This is a genomic window from Alcaligenes sp. Me129, assembly GCF_050487245.1.
GTDB lineage: Bacteria > Pseudomonadota > Gammaproteobacteria > Burkholderiales > Burkholderiaceae_B > Alcaligenes > Alcaligenes phenolicus.
In genome coordinates, this window is the sequence record NZ_JBKQGX010000020.1 from 1 (window position 1) to 12,946 (window position 12,946).

A 12,946-nucleotide genomic window follows, 5' to 3' on the forward strand; every position below is an offset into this window, starting at 1 on the left:
GTGGGCGGGTTTGGGCGATGGCGGGTTGGCCATGCATAAAAAAAGCCCTGCCTAGGGCGGCAGGGCTTTTTCGCAGCGAGTACGCTTTGATCGGGTGGCTTATTCGCCAGCAACGACCGAAACGGTACGCTTGTTCAGAGCACCAGTGATGGAAAATTTAACTTTGCCATCGACCAGGGAGAACAGGGTGTGGTCTTTGCCAATGCCCACGTTCACGCCGGGGTGAAACTGAGTGCCGCGCTGACGAACAATGATGCCGCCAGCCGAAATTACCTGACCGCCGTAGACTTTAACGCCCAGACGTTTGGCCTGTGAGTCACGGCCGTTCCGCGTAGAGCCGCCGCCTTTCTTCTGTGCCATTTCTTTAGCTCCTAGATGAAGAAAATACCAAATTCGCTTTTAGCAACAACTTAGGCGTTGATCGCTTCGATGCGGATTTCGGTGTAGTTTTGACGATGGCCTTGCGTTTTGCGGTAGTGCTTGCGACGGCGCATTTTGAAAATCTTGATTTTGTCGTGACGGCCTTGCGCAAGAACAGTAGCCTTGACCACAGCGCCAGCAACGAAAGGAGCACCGATTTGCAGTGCTTCACCTTCGCCGACGGACAGAACCTGGTCAAGCGAAATTTCTTGCCCAATGTCTGCCGGTATCTGTTCTATTTTGAGTTTTTGGCCAGCAGTAATGCGATATTGCTTACCGCCGGTTTTTATAACCGCGTACATAGGGAATCCCTTAAAGAGTCAAACAGGCATCGCGTAAAAGGCCAATAACAGCCCGCTGTAATGCCATCTAACATAAAAAAATCTTGACACGCAAAATGCCAAGCAAAAAATAATAGGGCAAAAAGGCTTTGCTGTCAATGGCTTGGGCCTTCTCCTGTCTGTATTTTGCATCCAATCCTTTCGTTTTTCACTGGGTAGGCAGGGGAGACCCCTTGCCTTCGGGTCGTAAAGGACGTGTGAGGGGACCTGCCTCACCCAGAACAGGGCATCTCGCTAATTTGTTACATTTCTCCTCAATCTGTGGCCTTTGAGTGGCTCGCCTTCCGCTACGGTAGAGCTGTTGCGTTCACAGAAGCGTAAGTCATTTATTTTTCGGACCTACTAAGGGGAAACGTATGAATAAGGACACGATCGAAGGCAAATGGAAACAACTGGCCGGTAAAGCCCGCAGCGTCTGGGGCGAAATTACGGATGATGAGTGGGCCAAGGTGAAAGGGGATGCCACGCAATTGGCCGGTCTGGTGCAAGAGCGCTATGGCCGTACCCGCGAAGAGGCGGAGCGCGAGGTTAAAGACTTCTACGACAAGTACGACCGTTAGCGGGTGGGAGCCTTTTTTTGTCTGTAGGTATTTCATGAGCTGTCGTTGAGATGGCCCGTCAGACAAGGTGCTGTCCCTGTACGTACTGATGATGAGGAGAATCGTATGCTTTACTACGCCGTAATCTTTTTTATTGTAGCTATCGTGGCTGCTGTGCTGGGTTTTGGTGGCATTGCCGCTGGTGCTGCTTCGATTGCCAAGATCCTGTTTGTCGTGTTCCTGATTCTGGCGGTGCTCTCGCTGGTCAAGGGCATGGGCAAGAAATAGAACAAGCCCGCCAGTGGCGGGCTTGTCCGTAAGGAAAAACCGTCTCCACCGATTGGGTGGAGACGGTTTTTTTATCAGGAGCGGTAGTCCGCGTTGATAGTGACGTACTCGTGCGAGAAGTCGCAGGTATAAACCGTTTCGCTGTGTTGGCCACGGCCCAGAGAAACACGTACCAGAATTTCGGCTTCCTGCATGACGCGCTGGCCATCTTCTTCCTGGTAGTCGGGGTTGCGGCCACCGTTCACGGCCACCAGCACATCGCCTAGCCACAGACGCAATTTGCTCACGTCCAAATCGCTAATGCCGGCGTAGCCAATTGCGCACAGAATACGGCCCAGGTTCGGGTCGGAGGCAAAGAAGGCTGTTTTCACCAGAGGTGAGTGAGCGATGGCGTAAGCCACTTTCAGAGCTTCTTCGCTGGAACCGGCGTCATCAACCTGAATGGTCATGAACTTGGTGGCGCCTTCGGCGTCACGCACGATTTTCTGGGCCAGTTCGCGCGAGGCGTCGACCAGGGCATCCAGCAAGGTGTTGTAGTTCGGGTCTGCAATCGACTCTACCGTGACACCGCTTTGGCCGGTTGCCATGATGATGAAGGAGTCGTTGGTGGAGGTGTCGCCATCAACCGTAATGCGGTTGAAAGAGCGGTCCGCTGCCAGACGGCACATATCGCGCAGCAGTTCGGGAGCAATACCGGCGTCCGTAGCCAGGTAACCCAGCATGGTGGCCATATTGGGGCGAATCATGCCCGCGCCCTTGCTGATGCCGGTCAGTGTGATGGTTTTACCCGACAACTGGATTTGACGAGACACGATTTTGGGTTGCGTGTCGGTGGTCATGATGCTGTGAGCAGCATTGAACCAGTTGTTGTCGGCCAGATCGTTCACCGCCGCAGGCAGAGCGCCCAGCAGGCGATCCATGGGCAGAGGCTCCAGAATCACGCCGGTGGAAAAGGGCAACACTTGCTGGGGCAGGATGTTCAGCAGGCGTGCGGTTTCCGTGCAGGTTTGCTGTGCTTTTTCCAAACCAGCCTGACCTGTGCCAGCGTTGGCATTGCCGGTGTTGATGACCAGGGCGCGGATGCCATCGTGCGTAGCCAAGTGCGCTTCGCACACTTGTACTGGAGCAGCACGGAAACGGTTGGTGGTGAACACACCGGCCACGCTGGTGCCGGGGGCCAATTCAAACACGGTCAGGTCGCGTCGGTTGGCCTTGCGAATACCGGCTTCGGCAATACCGATTTTGACACCGGCAACGGGGTGAATATCAGATTCAGAGGGAATGAACAGATTGACGGCCATGACGCGATCCGAAAAACAATGTTAAAGGCGGCTCAAAGCAGTAATGATACTTGCTTTGAGCCGCCTGAGCATATCTTTGGTCGCGCCGGAGCGCTTAGCTTTCGCGAGCAGCCATGGCCACGTTGTTGCGAGTGATCAGCTTGAGTTCGCCCAGGGCTTCAAACAGGTTGACGCGCGCTTTTTCCGACAGGTTGGCAAACATCTCCTGTAGCCACTGCTCGTGGGAGGCCGCCATTTTCTTGAACTGGCGCTTGCCCTTGGGTGTCAGGCGGATCAGGGAGCTGCGACGGTCGGTGAGCACCTTGATGCGTTCGACCAAACCTTCTTTTTCCAGCTGATCGGTAATGCCCGTGATATTGCCGTTGGTGACCATCAGGTGACGGGACAGCTCGCTCATTTTCATGCCAGCGGGCTGACGCTGCAATTGAGCCATCAGGTCAAAACGGGGCAGTGTGGTCGTGTGCTCGGTACGCAGGCGACTGCGAATTTCGCCTTCAACCAGATTGGTGCAGGCCATCAAGCGCAGCCACAGGCGGGTGTCGAAGTGGTCGTCGCTATGGGCACGGCTTTCCAAGTCGGGAGCGGCATCGGCGACGGCGGAAGCGGGGATATCGTTCATGATCATAGATAGCTTGCCTTAATGGTGCATGTCCAAAATGTTTAGCTTTGAAGGACGCAGACCGCAGCCATGAGCAAGCTGGGTTAGCTTGGTGGGTATCTTAGGGGCTGGTTCGAAGTTTGACATTGCGACAGATCAAAGTAAATTCGTTTTTAAGCTTAAATTAATCAACTTGATAGAAAGCACCGGCAAAGCAGGCAAAGCATTGGGTAAGGAAATGCAAACTCTTGTCTGCTATTTACTTTTAGGGCCACGGCTTTGAATAATCTTCGGACGGCGCTCTAACTTTGATCCGACACGATAAGCTGGCTAAATTCAAGTGATTATTTAGTTGAAGTATAAGGCATTTGCCTCTGTATCGCCTGTTCGCTTAATCACTTTTCTGCTTTTTTTGATACTTTTTTTTGTTTCAAAAATAACGCCTGCCGTAATTTTTCTTAATTGAAAAAAATGCATGCAGAAGATCGATTTATTTCTTATATCCTGAAATTCATTATTGAATTTTGCGTTGCGCGGGCGAGGGCCTCAGAGGAGCCGGGATCAGTCTAGGATACCCCTTGAAACAGCGGAGGATGATGCGCTACTGCGGATAACCCGTAGTCGGGATTGCTGATACTGGAGCGTTTTTTTTGCTAATATCCTTTAGAACTAAACAATATAGACCTTGCCAATTTGGCTGGCGCCTTTGATGGACCAAGGTCTACGCCTGAGTGGGGCGTAATCTACGCAGGAGATAAGGATGGAACGTTCAGCGCACCTTGATACCTTTGCACGCGACAATCTGCCACCCATGGAGTGGTGGCCAGAGATGTTGCTGGAAGGCAATCCGGATGTGGACTATCCCGCTCGTCTCAATTGTGCCGTGGCGCTGTTGGGAGAGCAGGTAGCAGCGGGGCATGGTGATCGCGTGGCTTTGCAGTGGGCACAGGGCGATGAGAATCGCAGCCTGACCTACAAGCAGCTGGACGTGCTGACCAACCGTATTGCTCATGTTCTGGTTGAGGACATGAAGCTGGTGCCCGGCAACCGGGTTTTGCTGCGTGGTCCCAATAACCCCATGATGGCCGCCTGCTGGTTGGCCAGCATCAAGGCCGGTCTGGTCACGGTTCCCACCATGCCTTTGTTGCGGGCGGTGGAACTGAAGACGATTCTGGACAAGGCCGAGATTCATGCTGCCTTGTGTGACGAGCGCCTGCGTGAAGAGCTGGAACACTGCATGGACTCCACGCATGATTCCTACACGCCTGCTCTGAAGCAACTGTTGTGCTTTAACGATGAAAGCGCCAAGGGTCTGGAAGCCTTGTTGGCTGACAAGCCCGAAGAGTTCACCGCTTGCGATACGGCGGCTGACGATGTTTGTCTGATCGCTTTCACCAGCGGTACGACCGGCCAGCCTAAAGGTTGCATGCACTTCCATCGTGATGTGCTGGCAATGTGCGATACCTTCTCGCGTCACGTACTGCGTTTGACCCCGGATGATGTGGTCTGCGGTACGCCTCCTTTGGCCTTTACCTTCGGCCTGGGCGGTCTGCTGTGCTTCCCGCTGCGTGTGGGTGCATCCACTGTCCTGCTGGAGCGTCTGACGCCTTCCGATCTGCTGGGCATGATTGATCGCTTCAAAGTGACCATGAGCTTTACCGCACCCACCTTCTATCGTCAGATGGCTGGTTTGGTGGATCGTTACTCCTTGGCCAGCTTGCGTGCCACCGTGTCGGCAGGCGAAGCCTTGCCAGATGCGACGCGTCAGCTTTGGAAGCAGGCCAGCGGCATCGAGATGACAGATGGCATTGGTGGCACGGAAATGATTCACGTGTACGTGTCCAGCCCACCTGAAAAAGTGCGTGCTGGTGCCATTGGCCAAGTGGTGCCCGGTTATGTCGCCACGATTCTGGACGATGATCTGAATCCGGTGCCAGTCGGTACGGTAGGCCGTTTGGCCGTAAAGGGGCCGACAGGCTGCAAGTACCTGAACGACGAGCGTCAGAAGCAGTTTGTTCAGGGCGGTTGGAACTTCCCTGGCGACACCTTCAAGATGGACGAGGACGGCTACCTGTATTACCAGGCTCGTAACGACGACATGATTGTTTCCTCGGGCTACAACATTGCCGGTCCTGAAGTGGAAGGGACCTTGCTCAAGCACGAGGCTGTGGCCGAGTGTGGCGTTGTAGGTGCCGCCGATGAAGAACGGGGCCAGATTGTGCAGGCCTTCATTGTGCTCAAGCCTGGCTTTACTGGAAACGATGAGCTGAAAAAGAAGCTGCAGGATTTTGTGAAAGAGAACGCAGCGCCGTACAAGTATCCACGCGCCATTGAGTTCGTGACTTCCTTGCCTCGTACCGAGACAGGGAAGTTGCAGCGCTTTGTCTTGCGGCAGATGGCGCAAGACTGATTGTTCAGCGTATAAAAAAAAGCGGGCATATAGCCCGCTTTTTTGTGTCTGGTTCTTTTAGTTTTTGAAGGTGGCAAAAACTTCGCGTGCCGCTTGCGCAGTGGCGTCGGTAATGTCCGGGGTGTGCTGCACCGAAACAAAACCTGCTTCAAAGGCCGAGGGGGCAAAGTACACGCCCTTGTCCAGCATGGCGTGGAAGAACTGCTTGAAGCGTTCGATGTCGCCAGCCGAGACTTCGGCCAGGGACGTAGGTACGTTTTCGCTGAAGTAGATCCCGAACAAGCCGCCCTGGTGGTCTGCCGTAAAAGGTACGCCTGCTTCTTTTGCCGCGGTCTTCAAGCCCTGAATCAGCTTGGCGGTGTTGGCTGTCAGGGTGTCGTAGAAACCGGGTTGAGCCAGTTTCTTCAAGGTTGCCAGACCCGCGGCCACAGCAACAGGGTTACCGGACAGGGTGCCTGCCTGGTAAACACCGCCGACGGGAGCGACGCATTGCATGATGTCGCGACGGCCACCGAAAGCACCAACGGGCATGCCGCCACCAATCACCTTGGCCAGGGTGGTCAGGTCAGGACGAATGCCGGTCAGGCCTTGCACGCCTTGAGGGCCAACACGGAAGCCGGTCATGACTTCGTCAAAAATCAGCACAGCGCCGTATTCGGTACATAGTTCGCGCAAGCCTTCCAGAAAGCCGGGGGCAGGGCGCACCAAGTTCATATTGCCGGCAAAAGGCTCAACGATAATGCAGGCGATTTCGCTACCTTTCTGTTTGAAGGCATCGCGCACGGCGTCCAGATCGTTGTAGTCCAGAACCAGGGTGTGGCCGACAAACTCGGCTGGCACGCCCGCAGAGGTGGGGTTGCCAAAGGTCAGCAAGCCGGAACCGGCTTTGACCAGCAGGCTGTCAGCGTGGCCGTGGTAGCAGCCTTCAAACTTGATGATGGTGTTGCGGCCGGTAAAGCCACGGGCCAGACGAATGGCGCTCATGGTGGCTTCGGTCCCGGAGCTGACCAGACGCACTTGCTCGATGGACGGCAGCATTTTGGTCAGAGTTTCAGCCAGCACGACTTCGCCTTCGGTAGGCGCGCCGTAGGACAGGCCGTGTACGGCGGCTTCCTGTACGGCCTTGATAACGTCCGGATCGGAGTGGCCCAGAATGGCCGGTCCCCAGGAACCCACGTAGTCCGTGTATTGCTGGCCGTCTGCATCCCAGATGTAAGGGCCCTGAGCGCGTTCGATAAAGCACGGGGTGCCGCCCACGGAACCGAAGGCACGGACGGGCGAGTTGACGCCGCCGGGGATGACTTTGCAGGCACGTTCAAAAAGTTCGGAGTTACGGGACATGAGGCAAGAATCCAGATGTGAAAAGGTCAAGGCCAGGCAAGGGGTCAGCGCATAAAGCGCGATGAGTCCTGGGCGTGAAAGTAGTCGGTAAAGCGTTGCGCCGTGGCGCGTATATCGCTGGTTTCAAACAGGCTGCTGATAACGGCAACGCTATCGACCCCTGCTTCCAGCAGTTCGGGCATTTTCTCGGGTGTGATGCCGCCAATCGCAACAATGGCAGCACGTCGTCCCTCGTGTTCTTGTTCTTGGCAAAGCAGTCGAGCTTGTCGCAAGGTGTTCAGTTCAGCCGGGGGGGCTTCGGGTTTGACGCTGGAAGGGTACATGGCCCCAAAGGCAATGTAGTCTGCATCGTCTGCCAGGGCCTGGCGAGCCAGATCCAGACTGTTATAGCAGGAGCGTCCCAGCAGGGCTTGCGGCCCCAGTGCCTGACGGGCCTGGGTCAACTCGCCATCGCTTTTACCCAGGTGCGCGCCTTGCACGTCAAACTCTTGCGCCCAGCTCCAGTGATCGTTCACCAATAGCGGCAGATCCAAAGACAGGCACAGCTTGATCAACTCTTTGAGTTGTTGCTGGCGGATTGGTTCCGGGCCGTTCTTGCGACGGAACTGCAAGACCTGCAACCCCCCTTCGTGAGCGGCACGCACGGCGTTCAACAAGCGGGCGGTGTCGTCCCATTCGGGAGTAATGCCGTATAGACCGGCAGGAAAGCGCAGGGTGGTGGCGTCAGTCATTTTGGGGAGCAACAGGGTTGAACAGGCGGTGGCCCATACCGGGCTGGAAGGTGTCACTGGCACGTGCCTGCAGGTGCAACAAGGCTGATTCTACCGCGTTATCCAGCTCGTGGCCTTGAGCCAGAAAGCTCAGGCAGGCGGTAGCCAGCAAACTGTCTATGTCCTGCTGACGCAGGCCGCCATCCAGCGGCATGCTGTAGTCCAGACGACCGTGATGTCCCTGAAAGCGCGTATGCCATTGTCCGGCAGCACCGGGGACGCCGGTGACCAGTACGGCATTGGCTCCGTTATTCAACAAGGTTTCCACGGCATCGGGGGTGTCGCCCAGCAGCTCGTCGGCCTGCCAGCGCTCCAGGCTGGGGTGGTCGATCAATAATAAGGAGCTCAGGGGCAGGAGCAGGCGTAAACTGGCATCAAGAGCATCGTCCGCATCCAGCTCGTCCAGGCCGGTGGGCATGGCGCTCAGGTGCAGGACCAAGGGCAGTTCAGGGTAGTCGGAGCAAAGCTCGGCCACCATGCTGGCGATTTCAGGACTGTAGACAGGACCGCACTTGATGGCCTGAATGTTCATGTCCTCCAGCAAGCAGCGCGCCTGGTCGTCGGCAATGTCCTCTGCCAGGGTCTGAATGTTTTCTTGCTGCGCGCTATCGCGCACCAGCAAGGCGGTGGGCACGCTGACGATATGGCAGCCCAGATGAGCGCCAGTGATGGCATCGGCGGGCAGGTGGGCACCGCCGCTGGGATCATAAGGAGCCAGCACGAGCGCCAGAGCAGGACTTGAATTTTTGATTTCAGCAGCCATCTTGTCTTGGTTACCCATGCAGGGCCGGCAAGGCTCTGGATGTCACGGGTTGAGTAATTTAGTAATATGAACCCCATTTTAATGGATTGCCCCGATTTGCACGCGGATCGGACTATGTTTACAAATACAGTAGGAATACTATGCGTACGTGGATGTGCCTGATTTGCGGCTGGATTTATGATGAAGAAGCAGGTTTGCCTGAGGAAGGCATTGCGCCGGGCACACTCTGGGAAGACGTCCCTCCGAACTGGGTCTGTCCCGAATGCGGCGCTCGTAAGGAAGACTTCGAAATGATCCAAGTGTGATCATCTCAAGTTCCAAGGTGGTTTGTTTTGACGGGAGGTGTGTATGAGTGCCACTAGCCAGTCCCCGCTAATCCAAGAAAGCGCTGATCTAACGCACCACCTGTTACTTGCCATGCCCGGTGTGGTTTCGGGCAGCTTGGCCGACACGGTGATTTATGTTTGTGAACATAATGAACAAGGTGCCTTGGGCCTTGTTATCAATCGACCAACGGATCTGAGCCTGGTTGAGCTGCTGTCTCGTATCGAGGTGGATGTGGAAAACCGGGCTGATCTGGCCGCGACTTCTGTCTACTTCGGTGGACCGGTGCAAACGGATCGCGGCTTTGTTCTCCATGACTCCGATAAAACCTATACCTCCAGCTTAGGGGTGGGTGATCTGACCCTAACAACTTCCCGCGATGTGCTGCAGGACGTGGCCCAAGGCCAGGGGCCAGTGCATATGCTGGTCACGCTGGGTTATGCCGGTTGGGCTGCGGGCCAGCTGGAAAGCGAGATGGCCGACAATGCCTGGCTGAGCATCAAGGCTACCCATGAAATCCTGTTTTCTACCCCGGTTGGGGAGCGCTATGATCGCGCCCTGGCCTTGCTGGGAATCAGTCCTTTTACCCTGACAGGTGCTGCGGGCCATGCCTGAACACGAAACACCGTCAATGGTCAGCTCGGCGCAAACCTTGCTGGCCTTTGACTATGGCCTGAAAAAAATTGGCGTGGCGCTGGGCAACACCTTGACGCGCCAGGCCCGCCCTTATACGATTTTGCGGCCCGTTACGCGGGAACAGCGCTTTGCGGCTATCGAGGCTTTGCTCAAGGAATGGCAGCCCGATCGCGTCGTGGTAGGTTTGCCTTTGACCCTGGATGGCGGCGAGCAGTATGCTTCGCTGCGGTGTCGGCGTTTTGCCAACCAACTGCACGGTCGCTATGGCGTTGCAGTAGACCTGGTCGATGAGCGGGGCTCCAGCATGGAGGCTCAAGAATTGCTGGGCAATAATGACGATGATGATGCCATGGCAGCTTGCGTGATCCTGCAGCGATATCTGGACAGCCTGCCACCGGCCTGAGCCCTCTACAAGGTTGCAGCCTTTTGATTAGTTTATTTCGTTTTAGTTGGCGCGCTGTCGCTCTGATTGTGTGGATCGTGGTCGGCTTGTTAAGCGTCGGTCTGCTTTTTCCGGTATTGCGTCCAGGCGGGCGCCGCGTCATGGTGTTGCGCATGTCGCGCCTCTTGATGCTGATCTGCGGCGTACGTGTACTGCAGCACGGCCAGGCCGTTCAGGATCGCTCCGTGCTCTATGTGTCCAACCATATCTCCTGGTTGGACATTTTTGTACTCAACAGCGTGCGTAGTACCTCTTTCATTGCAAAAAGCGATATTCGCCGTTGGCCAGTGATTGGCTGGCTGGTGGCGGGTGCAGGAACGGTTTTCATTGAGCGTGGGCAGCGTCGTGCCATTCAGATTGTCAGCCAGCAGATGGCGGTGTGCTTTGAGCGTGGTGATGCCGTGGGCCTGTTCCCTGAAGGCACCACCTCAACCGGTCTGGATGTGCAGCCCTTTCACGCCAGCTTGTTTGAGACGGCTATTAGCCTGAATGTGGATATTCAGCCGGTGGCCTTGGTGTTTGAGCAGAAAGGCCAGCGCAGTGAGCGCTTTGCCTTTGTGGGCGAGCAGTCTCTGGTTGGCAATATCTGGGTTCTGCTCAGTGCGCGTAATGTCTCTGTGCACTGCCATTTTCTGGATCTGATGCCAGCTCAGTCCTGTACGGAGTGGGGACGCTCGCAAACGGCACAAACAGCTCGTGAACAGATTCGTGCGGTCGTGTGCCCCGAGGCCGTTACTGTCGAGGCCTGATGGCCTTAGCCCGGTTTCTTGCTTTCCGGGCAGTGAATCTGAACCAGATGCCGGTCTTGCAGGCGTACAGCACTAAGCTGGCGACCCCAGACGCAGCCGGTATCCAGACTGATCACGGTAGGCGTGTTCAGCAAGCCCAGCGTAGACCAATGTCCAAAAATAATAGGGACCTGGGCACAGACGCGATTCGGCATTTCATACCACGCTAGCAAGCCGGACTCGGCATCCGGTGCGCCCTTGTGCTTAAAGTCCATGCGGCCATTCACATCGCACATGCGCATGCGGGTCAAGGTGCTGACAATGGCGCGCAGGCGGTCGTAGCCTTGTAGCTCAGCATCCCAGCGATCCGGGTTGTTGCCGAACAACTCAATAATCTTGTCTTGCCAGTCATCCGCACGTAACAGTGCTTCCAGCTCGTGGGCGTATTCCAGCGTTTGCTCCGGGCTCCAGTCAGGGTGCACTCCGGCATGCACCATCAGATGGTCATGCTCGTAATGAGCCAGCGGCTGGTGTCGCAGCCAGTCCAGCAGCTCTTGTGCGTCCGGCGCGGCCAGCAGTTCCTGCAAGGTATCCTGTTTGCCGGGCTTGCGGACCCCGGCAGCGACTGCCAGACAGTGAATGTCATGGTTGCCCAGTACACAGACAGCGCGATCGCCCAGAGAACGAATCAGGCGCAACGCTCCCAGAGAGTCCGGGCCACGGTTGACCAGATCGCCTGCAAACCAGAATTTGGCCTGGCTGTCGGCAGCCACATCAGGATGGCTGAGCAAGCTGTCCAGGGGGCGGCAGCAGCCTTGAATATCACCAATCGCCCAGATGGCAGGGGAAGTAGCTAAGGACATGATTTAGTTGGTTGTGCTGGAGTTGCGACGACGCCGGTTGTGCCGGTTTTCCATCATGATAAGAGCACTCAAGGCCATGGCCATGGCGATCAGGTTCGGAACCAGAGCGGTGACCCACGGCGCCAGATTGCTGAGCATGGCCACGTTCAAGGCCAGCTGATTGATCATGAAAAAGCCCACGCCCAGCAAGATACCGGTAAAGACCTTGGTGCCCACACCGCCATGGCGGGTCTGCATGAAGCCGATAGGCGCAGCAATGGTAATCATGACCAGCAAGGTAAAGGGGTAAGCGACTTTGCGCCACAGGGCCACAACCTGACGTTTGGTTTGCAGCTTGTTCGCGTCCAGATAGCCAATGTAGTCCTTCAAATCCAGAATGGACATACGCTCGGGTGTGACGACGCGGGCAATCAGACGATCGGGCGTTAGCGTGGTGGTCAGCGTCAAGGTGGGGCGTTTTTCAATTTTGACCAGCGCTTGATCAGGTGCCTTATCCTGTGACAGAGCCGTGTGGGCCTGCTCATTGACGTGGGTCTCGGTAACGTCCTGCAAGTCCAGCTGGTTCTTGTGGAACTGCCCGCTGGGCGCTTGAGTCATTGCACTCAGGCGCTGCCCATCCGAGAAGTCGAATACGCTGACATCACTTACCTTGCCATCGCCCTGCAGGTTGGCAATATTGATGATGCGCCCCCCGCCACTGTCATTGTTTTCCTTGAACCAGTAGCCACTGTCCAGACGACCGCCACCGGAGCGTCCCAGCAAGGCCATACCTTGCTCACTGGACTTGATCTCGGCCATGGGGGTGACGTACTCGGACAGTACAAAGGCTCCACCCACCAGGGGCAGGGTAATGGTCCAGAGCATAAGCATCATGTGCAGGCCACTAACGCCTGATGCGCGCAAAATCACCAGCTCATTGCGTTGAGCCAGACTGGCCAGGGCCAGGGTGGCACCAATCAACAGGCCAATGGGCAGCAGGTCGTACAGACGAGTGGGCAGTTCCAGGGCCTGGATGTAAAACAGATTCATCAGGGTGAATTTGGAACCGACCTTGTCCAGCTCTTCAATCAGGGCGAAAAAGGTAAACAGGCCAAGCAGGGCAATCAGCACCACGGCGCTGGAGCGATAGATTTCGGAAGCGAGATAGCGGCGTGCGGTGCGCATGAAAATAGGGCCCAGGAA

General features: G+C 56.0%; 16 protein-coding genes. 7 read left to right on the forward strand and 9 right to left on the reverse strand.

Going from position 1 to position 12,946, the window contains the following annotated elements:
- Positions 1-99 precede the first annotated feature (99 nt).
- Both rpmA and rplU read right to left on the reverse strand, forming a co-directional pair.
- Positions 100-360 carry a 50S ribosomal protein L27 gene (gene rpmA / locus ACLPGZ_RS16980; RefSeq protein WP_009460566.1) on the reverse strand — a complete coding sequence of 87 codons (261 nt, stop codon included), beginning with the start codon at positions 358-360 and terminating at the stop codon, positions 100-102.
- A gap of 50 nt (positions 361-410) precedes the next feature.
- Positions 411-722 carry a 50S ribosomal protein L21 gene (gene rplU / locus ACLPGZ_RS16985; protein ID WP_003801901.1) on the reverse strand — a complete coding sequence of 104 codons (312 nt, stop codon included), beginning with the start codon at positions 720-722 and terminating at the stop codon, positions 411-413.
- Between the two features lie 395 nt (positions 723-1,117).
- On the opposite strand from rplU, the gene ACLPGZ_RS16990 reads away from it, so the two are divergent.
- Both ACLPGZ_RS16990 and ACLPGZ_RS16995 read left to right on the forward strand, forming a co-directional pair.
- A complete protein-coding gene (locus ACLPGZ_RS16990) occupies positions 1,118-1,321 on the forward strand; it encodes a CsbD family protein (RefSeq protein ID WP_009460568.1) in 204 nt (67 codons plus the stop codon).
- 105 nt (positions 1,322-1,426) lie between these two features.
- Positions 1,427-1,588 carry a DUF1328 domain-containing protein gene (locus ACLPGZ_RS16995; protein ID WP_009460570.1) on the forward strand — a complete coding sequence of 54 codons (162 nt, stop codon included), beginning with the start codon at positions 1,427-1,429 and terminating at the stop codon, positions 1,586-1,588.
- A gap of 74 nt (positions 1,589-1,662) precedes the next feature.
- On the opposite strand, the gene argJ is transcribed toward ACLPGZ_RS16995, so the two are convergent.
- Both argJ and ACLPGZ_RS17005 read right to left on the reverse strand, forming a co-directional pair.
- On the reverse strand, positions 1,663-2,889 hold the full coding sequence (argJ, locus tag ACLPGZ_RS17000) for a bifunctional glutamate N-acetyltransferase/amino-acid acetyltransferase ArgJ (protein ID WP_137430655.1): 1,227 nt from the start codon (positions 2,887-2,889) through the stop codon (positions 1,663-1,665).
- A 94-nt stretch (positions 2,890-2,983) separates the two neighbouring features.
- Positions 2,984-3,514, reverse strand: coding sequence for a MarR family winged helix-turn-helix transcriptional regulator (locus ACLPGZ_RS17005; protein ID WP_009460574.1), 531 nt, complete (start codon positions 3,512-3,514; stop codon positions 2,984-2,986).
- A gap of 733 nt (positions 3,515-4,247) precedes the next feature.
- Between ACLPGZ_RS17005 and ACLPGZ_RS17010 the strand changes: the two genes are divergently transcribed.
- On the forward strand, positions 4,248-5,897 hold the full coding sequence (locus tag ACLPGZ_RS17010) for an AMP-binding protein (RefSeq protein ID WP_009460576.1): 1,650 nt from the start codon (positions 4,248-4,250) through the stop codon (positions 5,895-5,897).
- Between the two features lie 57 nt (positions 5,898-5,954).
- Here the strand turns inward: ACLPGZ_RS17010 and hemL are convergent, their stop codons facing one another.
- The 3 genes from hemL to ACLPGZ_RS17025 are packed head-to-tail and all read right to left on the reverse strand — an operon-like array spanning position 5,955 to position 8,789.
- Positions 5,955-7,238: a glutamate-1-semialdehyde 2,1-aminomutase gene (gene hemL / locus ACLPGZ_RS17015; protein ID WP_429641705.1), complete on the reverse strand. Its 1,284-nt coding sequence runs from the start codon at positions 7,236-7,238 to the stop codon at positions 5,955-5,957.
- A 44-nt stretch (positions 7,239-7,282) separates the two neighbouring features.
- The gene (gene thiE / locus ACLPGZ_RS17020) at positions 7,283-7,969 is read right to left on the reverse strand and encodes a thiamine phosphate synthase (protein WP_022983601.1); all 687 of its coding nucleotides are present in this window, start codon (positions 7,967-7,969) and stop codon (positions 7,283-7,285) included.
- Entirely contained in the window at positions 7,962-8,789 is an 828-nt protein-coding gene (locus ACLPGZ_RS17025) for a bifunctional hydroxymethylpyrimidine kinase/phosphomethylpyrimidine kinase (protein WP_009460580.1), read from the reverse strand. The genes thiE and ACLPGZ_RS17025 overlap by 8 nt, the downstream gene beginning before the upstream one ends.
- A 122-nt stretch (positions 8,790-8,911) precedes the next feature.
- Here ACLPGZ_RS17025 and ACLPGZ_RS17030 point away from each other — a divergent pair, with 122 nt between their 5' ends.
- From ACLPGZ_RS17030 to ACLPGZ_RS17045, 4 genes are all read left to right on the forward strand, one after another.
- A complete protein-coding gene (locus ACLPGZ_RS17030; protein WP_009460582.1) occupies positions 8,912-9,076 on the forward strand; it encodes a rubredoxin in 165 nt (54 codons plus the stop codon).
- A 112-nt stretch (positions 9,077-9,188) separates the two neighbouring features.
- On the forward strand, positions 9,189-9,710 hold the full coding sequence (locus tag ACLPGZ_RS17035) for a YqgE/AlgH family protein (protein WP_009460584.1): 522 nt from the start codon (positions 9,189-9,191) through the stop codon (positions 9,708-9,710).
- A gap of 16 nt (positions 9,711-9,726) precedes the next feature.
- The gene (gene ruvX, locus ACLPGZ_RS17040) at positions 9,727-10,134 is read left to right on the forward strand and encodes a Holliday junction resolvase RuvX (RefSeq protein WP_009460586.1); all 408 of its coding nucleotides are present in this window, start codon (positions 9,727-9,729) and stop codon (positions 10,132-10,134) included.
- A gap of 23 nt (positions 10,135-10,157) precedes the next feature.
- Positions 10,158-10,922 (forward strand): lysophospholipid acyltransferase family protein, encoded by a 765-nt coding sequence (locus ACLPGZ_RS17045; RefSeq protein ID WP_009460588.1) that lies wholly within the window; start codon positions 10,158-10,160, stop codon positions 10,920-10,922.
- Positions 10,923-10,927: 5 nt separating this feature from the next.
- Here the strand turns inward: ACLPGZ_RS17045 and ACLPGZ_RS17050 are convergent, their stop codons facing one another.
- Both ACLPGZ_RS17050 and lptG read right to left on the reverse strand, forming a co-directional pair.
- Complete coding sequence (locus tag ACLPGZ_RS17050; protein WP_429641707.1) at positions 10,928-11,764, reverse strand: symmetrical bis(5'-nucleosyl)-tetraphosphatase; 837 nt, start codon at positions 11,762-11,764, stop codon at positions 10,928-10,930.
- A gap of 3 nt (positions 11,765-11,767) precedes the next feature.
- On the reverse strand, positions 11,768-12,928 hold the full coding sequence (gene lptG, locus ACLPGZ_RS17055; RefSeq protein WP_429641709.1) for an LPS export ABC transporter permease LptG: 1,161 nt from the start codon (positions 12,926-12,928) through the stop codon (positions 11,768-11,770).
- Positions 12,929-12,946 lie beyond the last annotated feature (18 nt).

Bases quoted from the DNA above. Each gene is read 5' to 3' on its own strand.
- rpmA (WP_009460566.1), bottom strand. From the start codon at position 360: ATGGCACAGAAGAAAGGCGGCGGCTCTACGCGGAACGGCCGTGACTCA.
- rplU (WP_003801901.1), bottom strand. From the start codon at position 722: ATGTACGCGGTTATAAAAACCGGCGGTAAGCAATATCGCATTACTGCT.
- ACLPGZ_RS16990 (WP_009460568.1), top strand. From the start codon at position 1,118: ATGAATAAGGACACGATCGAAGGCAAATGGAAACAACTGGCCGGTAAA.
- ACLPGZ_RS16995 (WP_009460570.1), top strand. From the start codon at position 1,427: ATGCTTTACTACGCCGTAATCTTTTTTATTGTAGCTATCGTGGCTGCT.
- argJ (WP_137430655.1), bottom strand. From the start codon at position 2,889: ATGGCCGTCAATCTGTTCATTCCCTCTGAATCTGATATTCACCCCGTT.
- ACLPGZ_RS17005 (WP_009460574.1), bottom strand. From the start codon at position 3,514: ATGATCATGAACGATATCCCCGCTTCCGCCGTCGCCGATGCCGCTCCC.
- ACLPGZ_RS17010 (WP_009460576.1), top strand. From the start codon at position 4,248: ATGGAACGTTCAGCGCACCTTGATACCTTTGCACGCGACAATCTGCCA.
- hemL (WP_429641705.1), bottom strand. From the start codon at position 7,238: ATGTCCCGTAACTCCGAACTTTTTGAACGTGCCTGCAAAGTCATCCCC.
- thiE (WP_022983601.1), bottom strand. From the start codon at position 7,969: ATGACTGACGCCACCACCCTGCGCTTTCCTGCCGGTCTATACGGCATT.
- ACLPGZ_RS17025 (WP_009460580.1), bottom strand. From the start codon at position 8,789: ATGGGTAACCAAGACAAGATGGCTGCTGAAATCAAAAATTCAAGTCCT.
- ACLPGZ_RS17030 (WP_009460582.1), top strand. From the start codon at position 8,912: ATGCGTACGTGGATGTGCCTGATTTGCGGCTGGATTTATGATGAAGAA.
- ACLPGZ_RS17035 (WP_009460584.1), top strand. From the start codon at position 9,189: ATGCCCGGTGTGGTTTCGGGCAGCTTGGCCGACACGGTGATTTATGTT.
- ruvX (WP_009460586.1), top strand. From the start codon at position 9,727: ATGGTCAGCTCGGCGCAAACCTTGCTGGCCTTTGACTATGGCCTGAAA.
- ACLPGZ_RS17050 (WP_429641707.1), bottom strand. From the start codon at position 11,764: ATGTCCTTAGCTACTTCCCCTGCCATCTGGGCGATTGGTGATATTCAA.
- lptG (WP_429641709.1), bottom strand. From the start codon at position 12,928: ATGCGCACCGCACGCCGCTATCTCGCTTCCGAAATCTATCGCTCCAGC.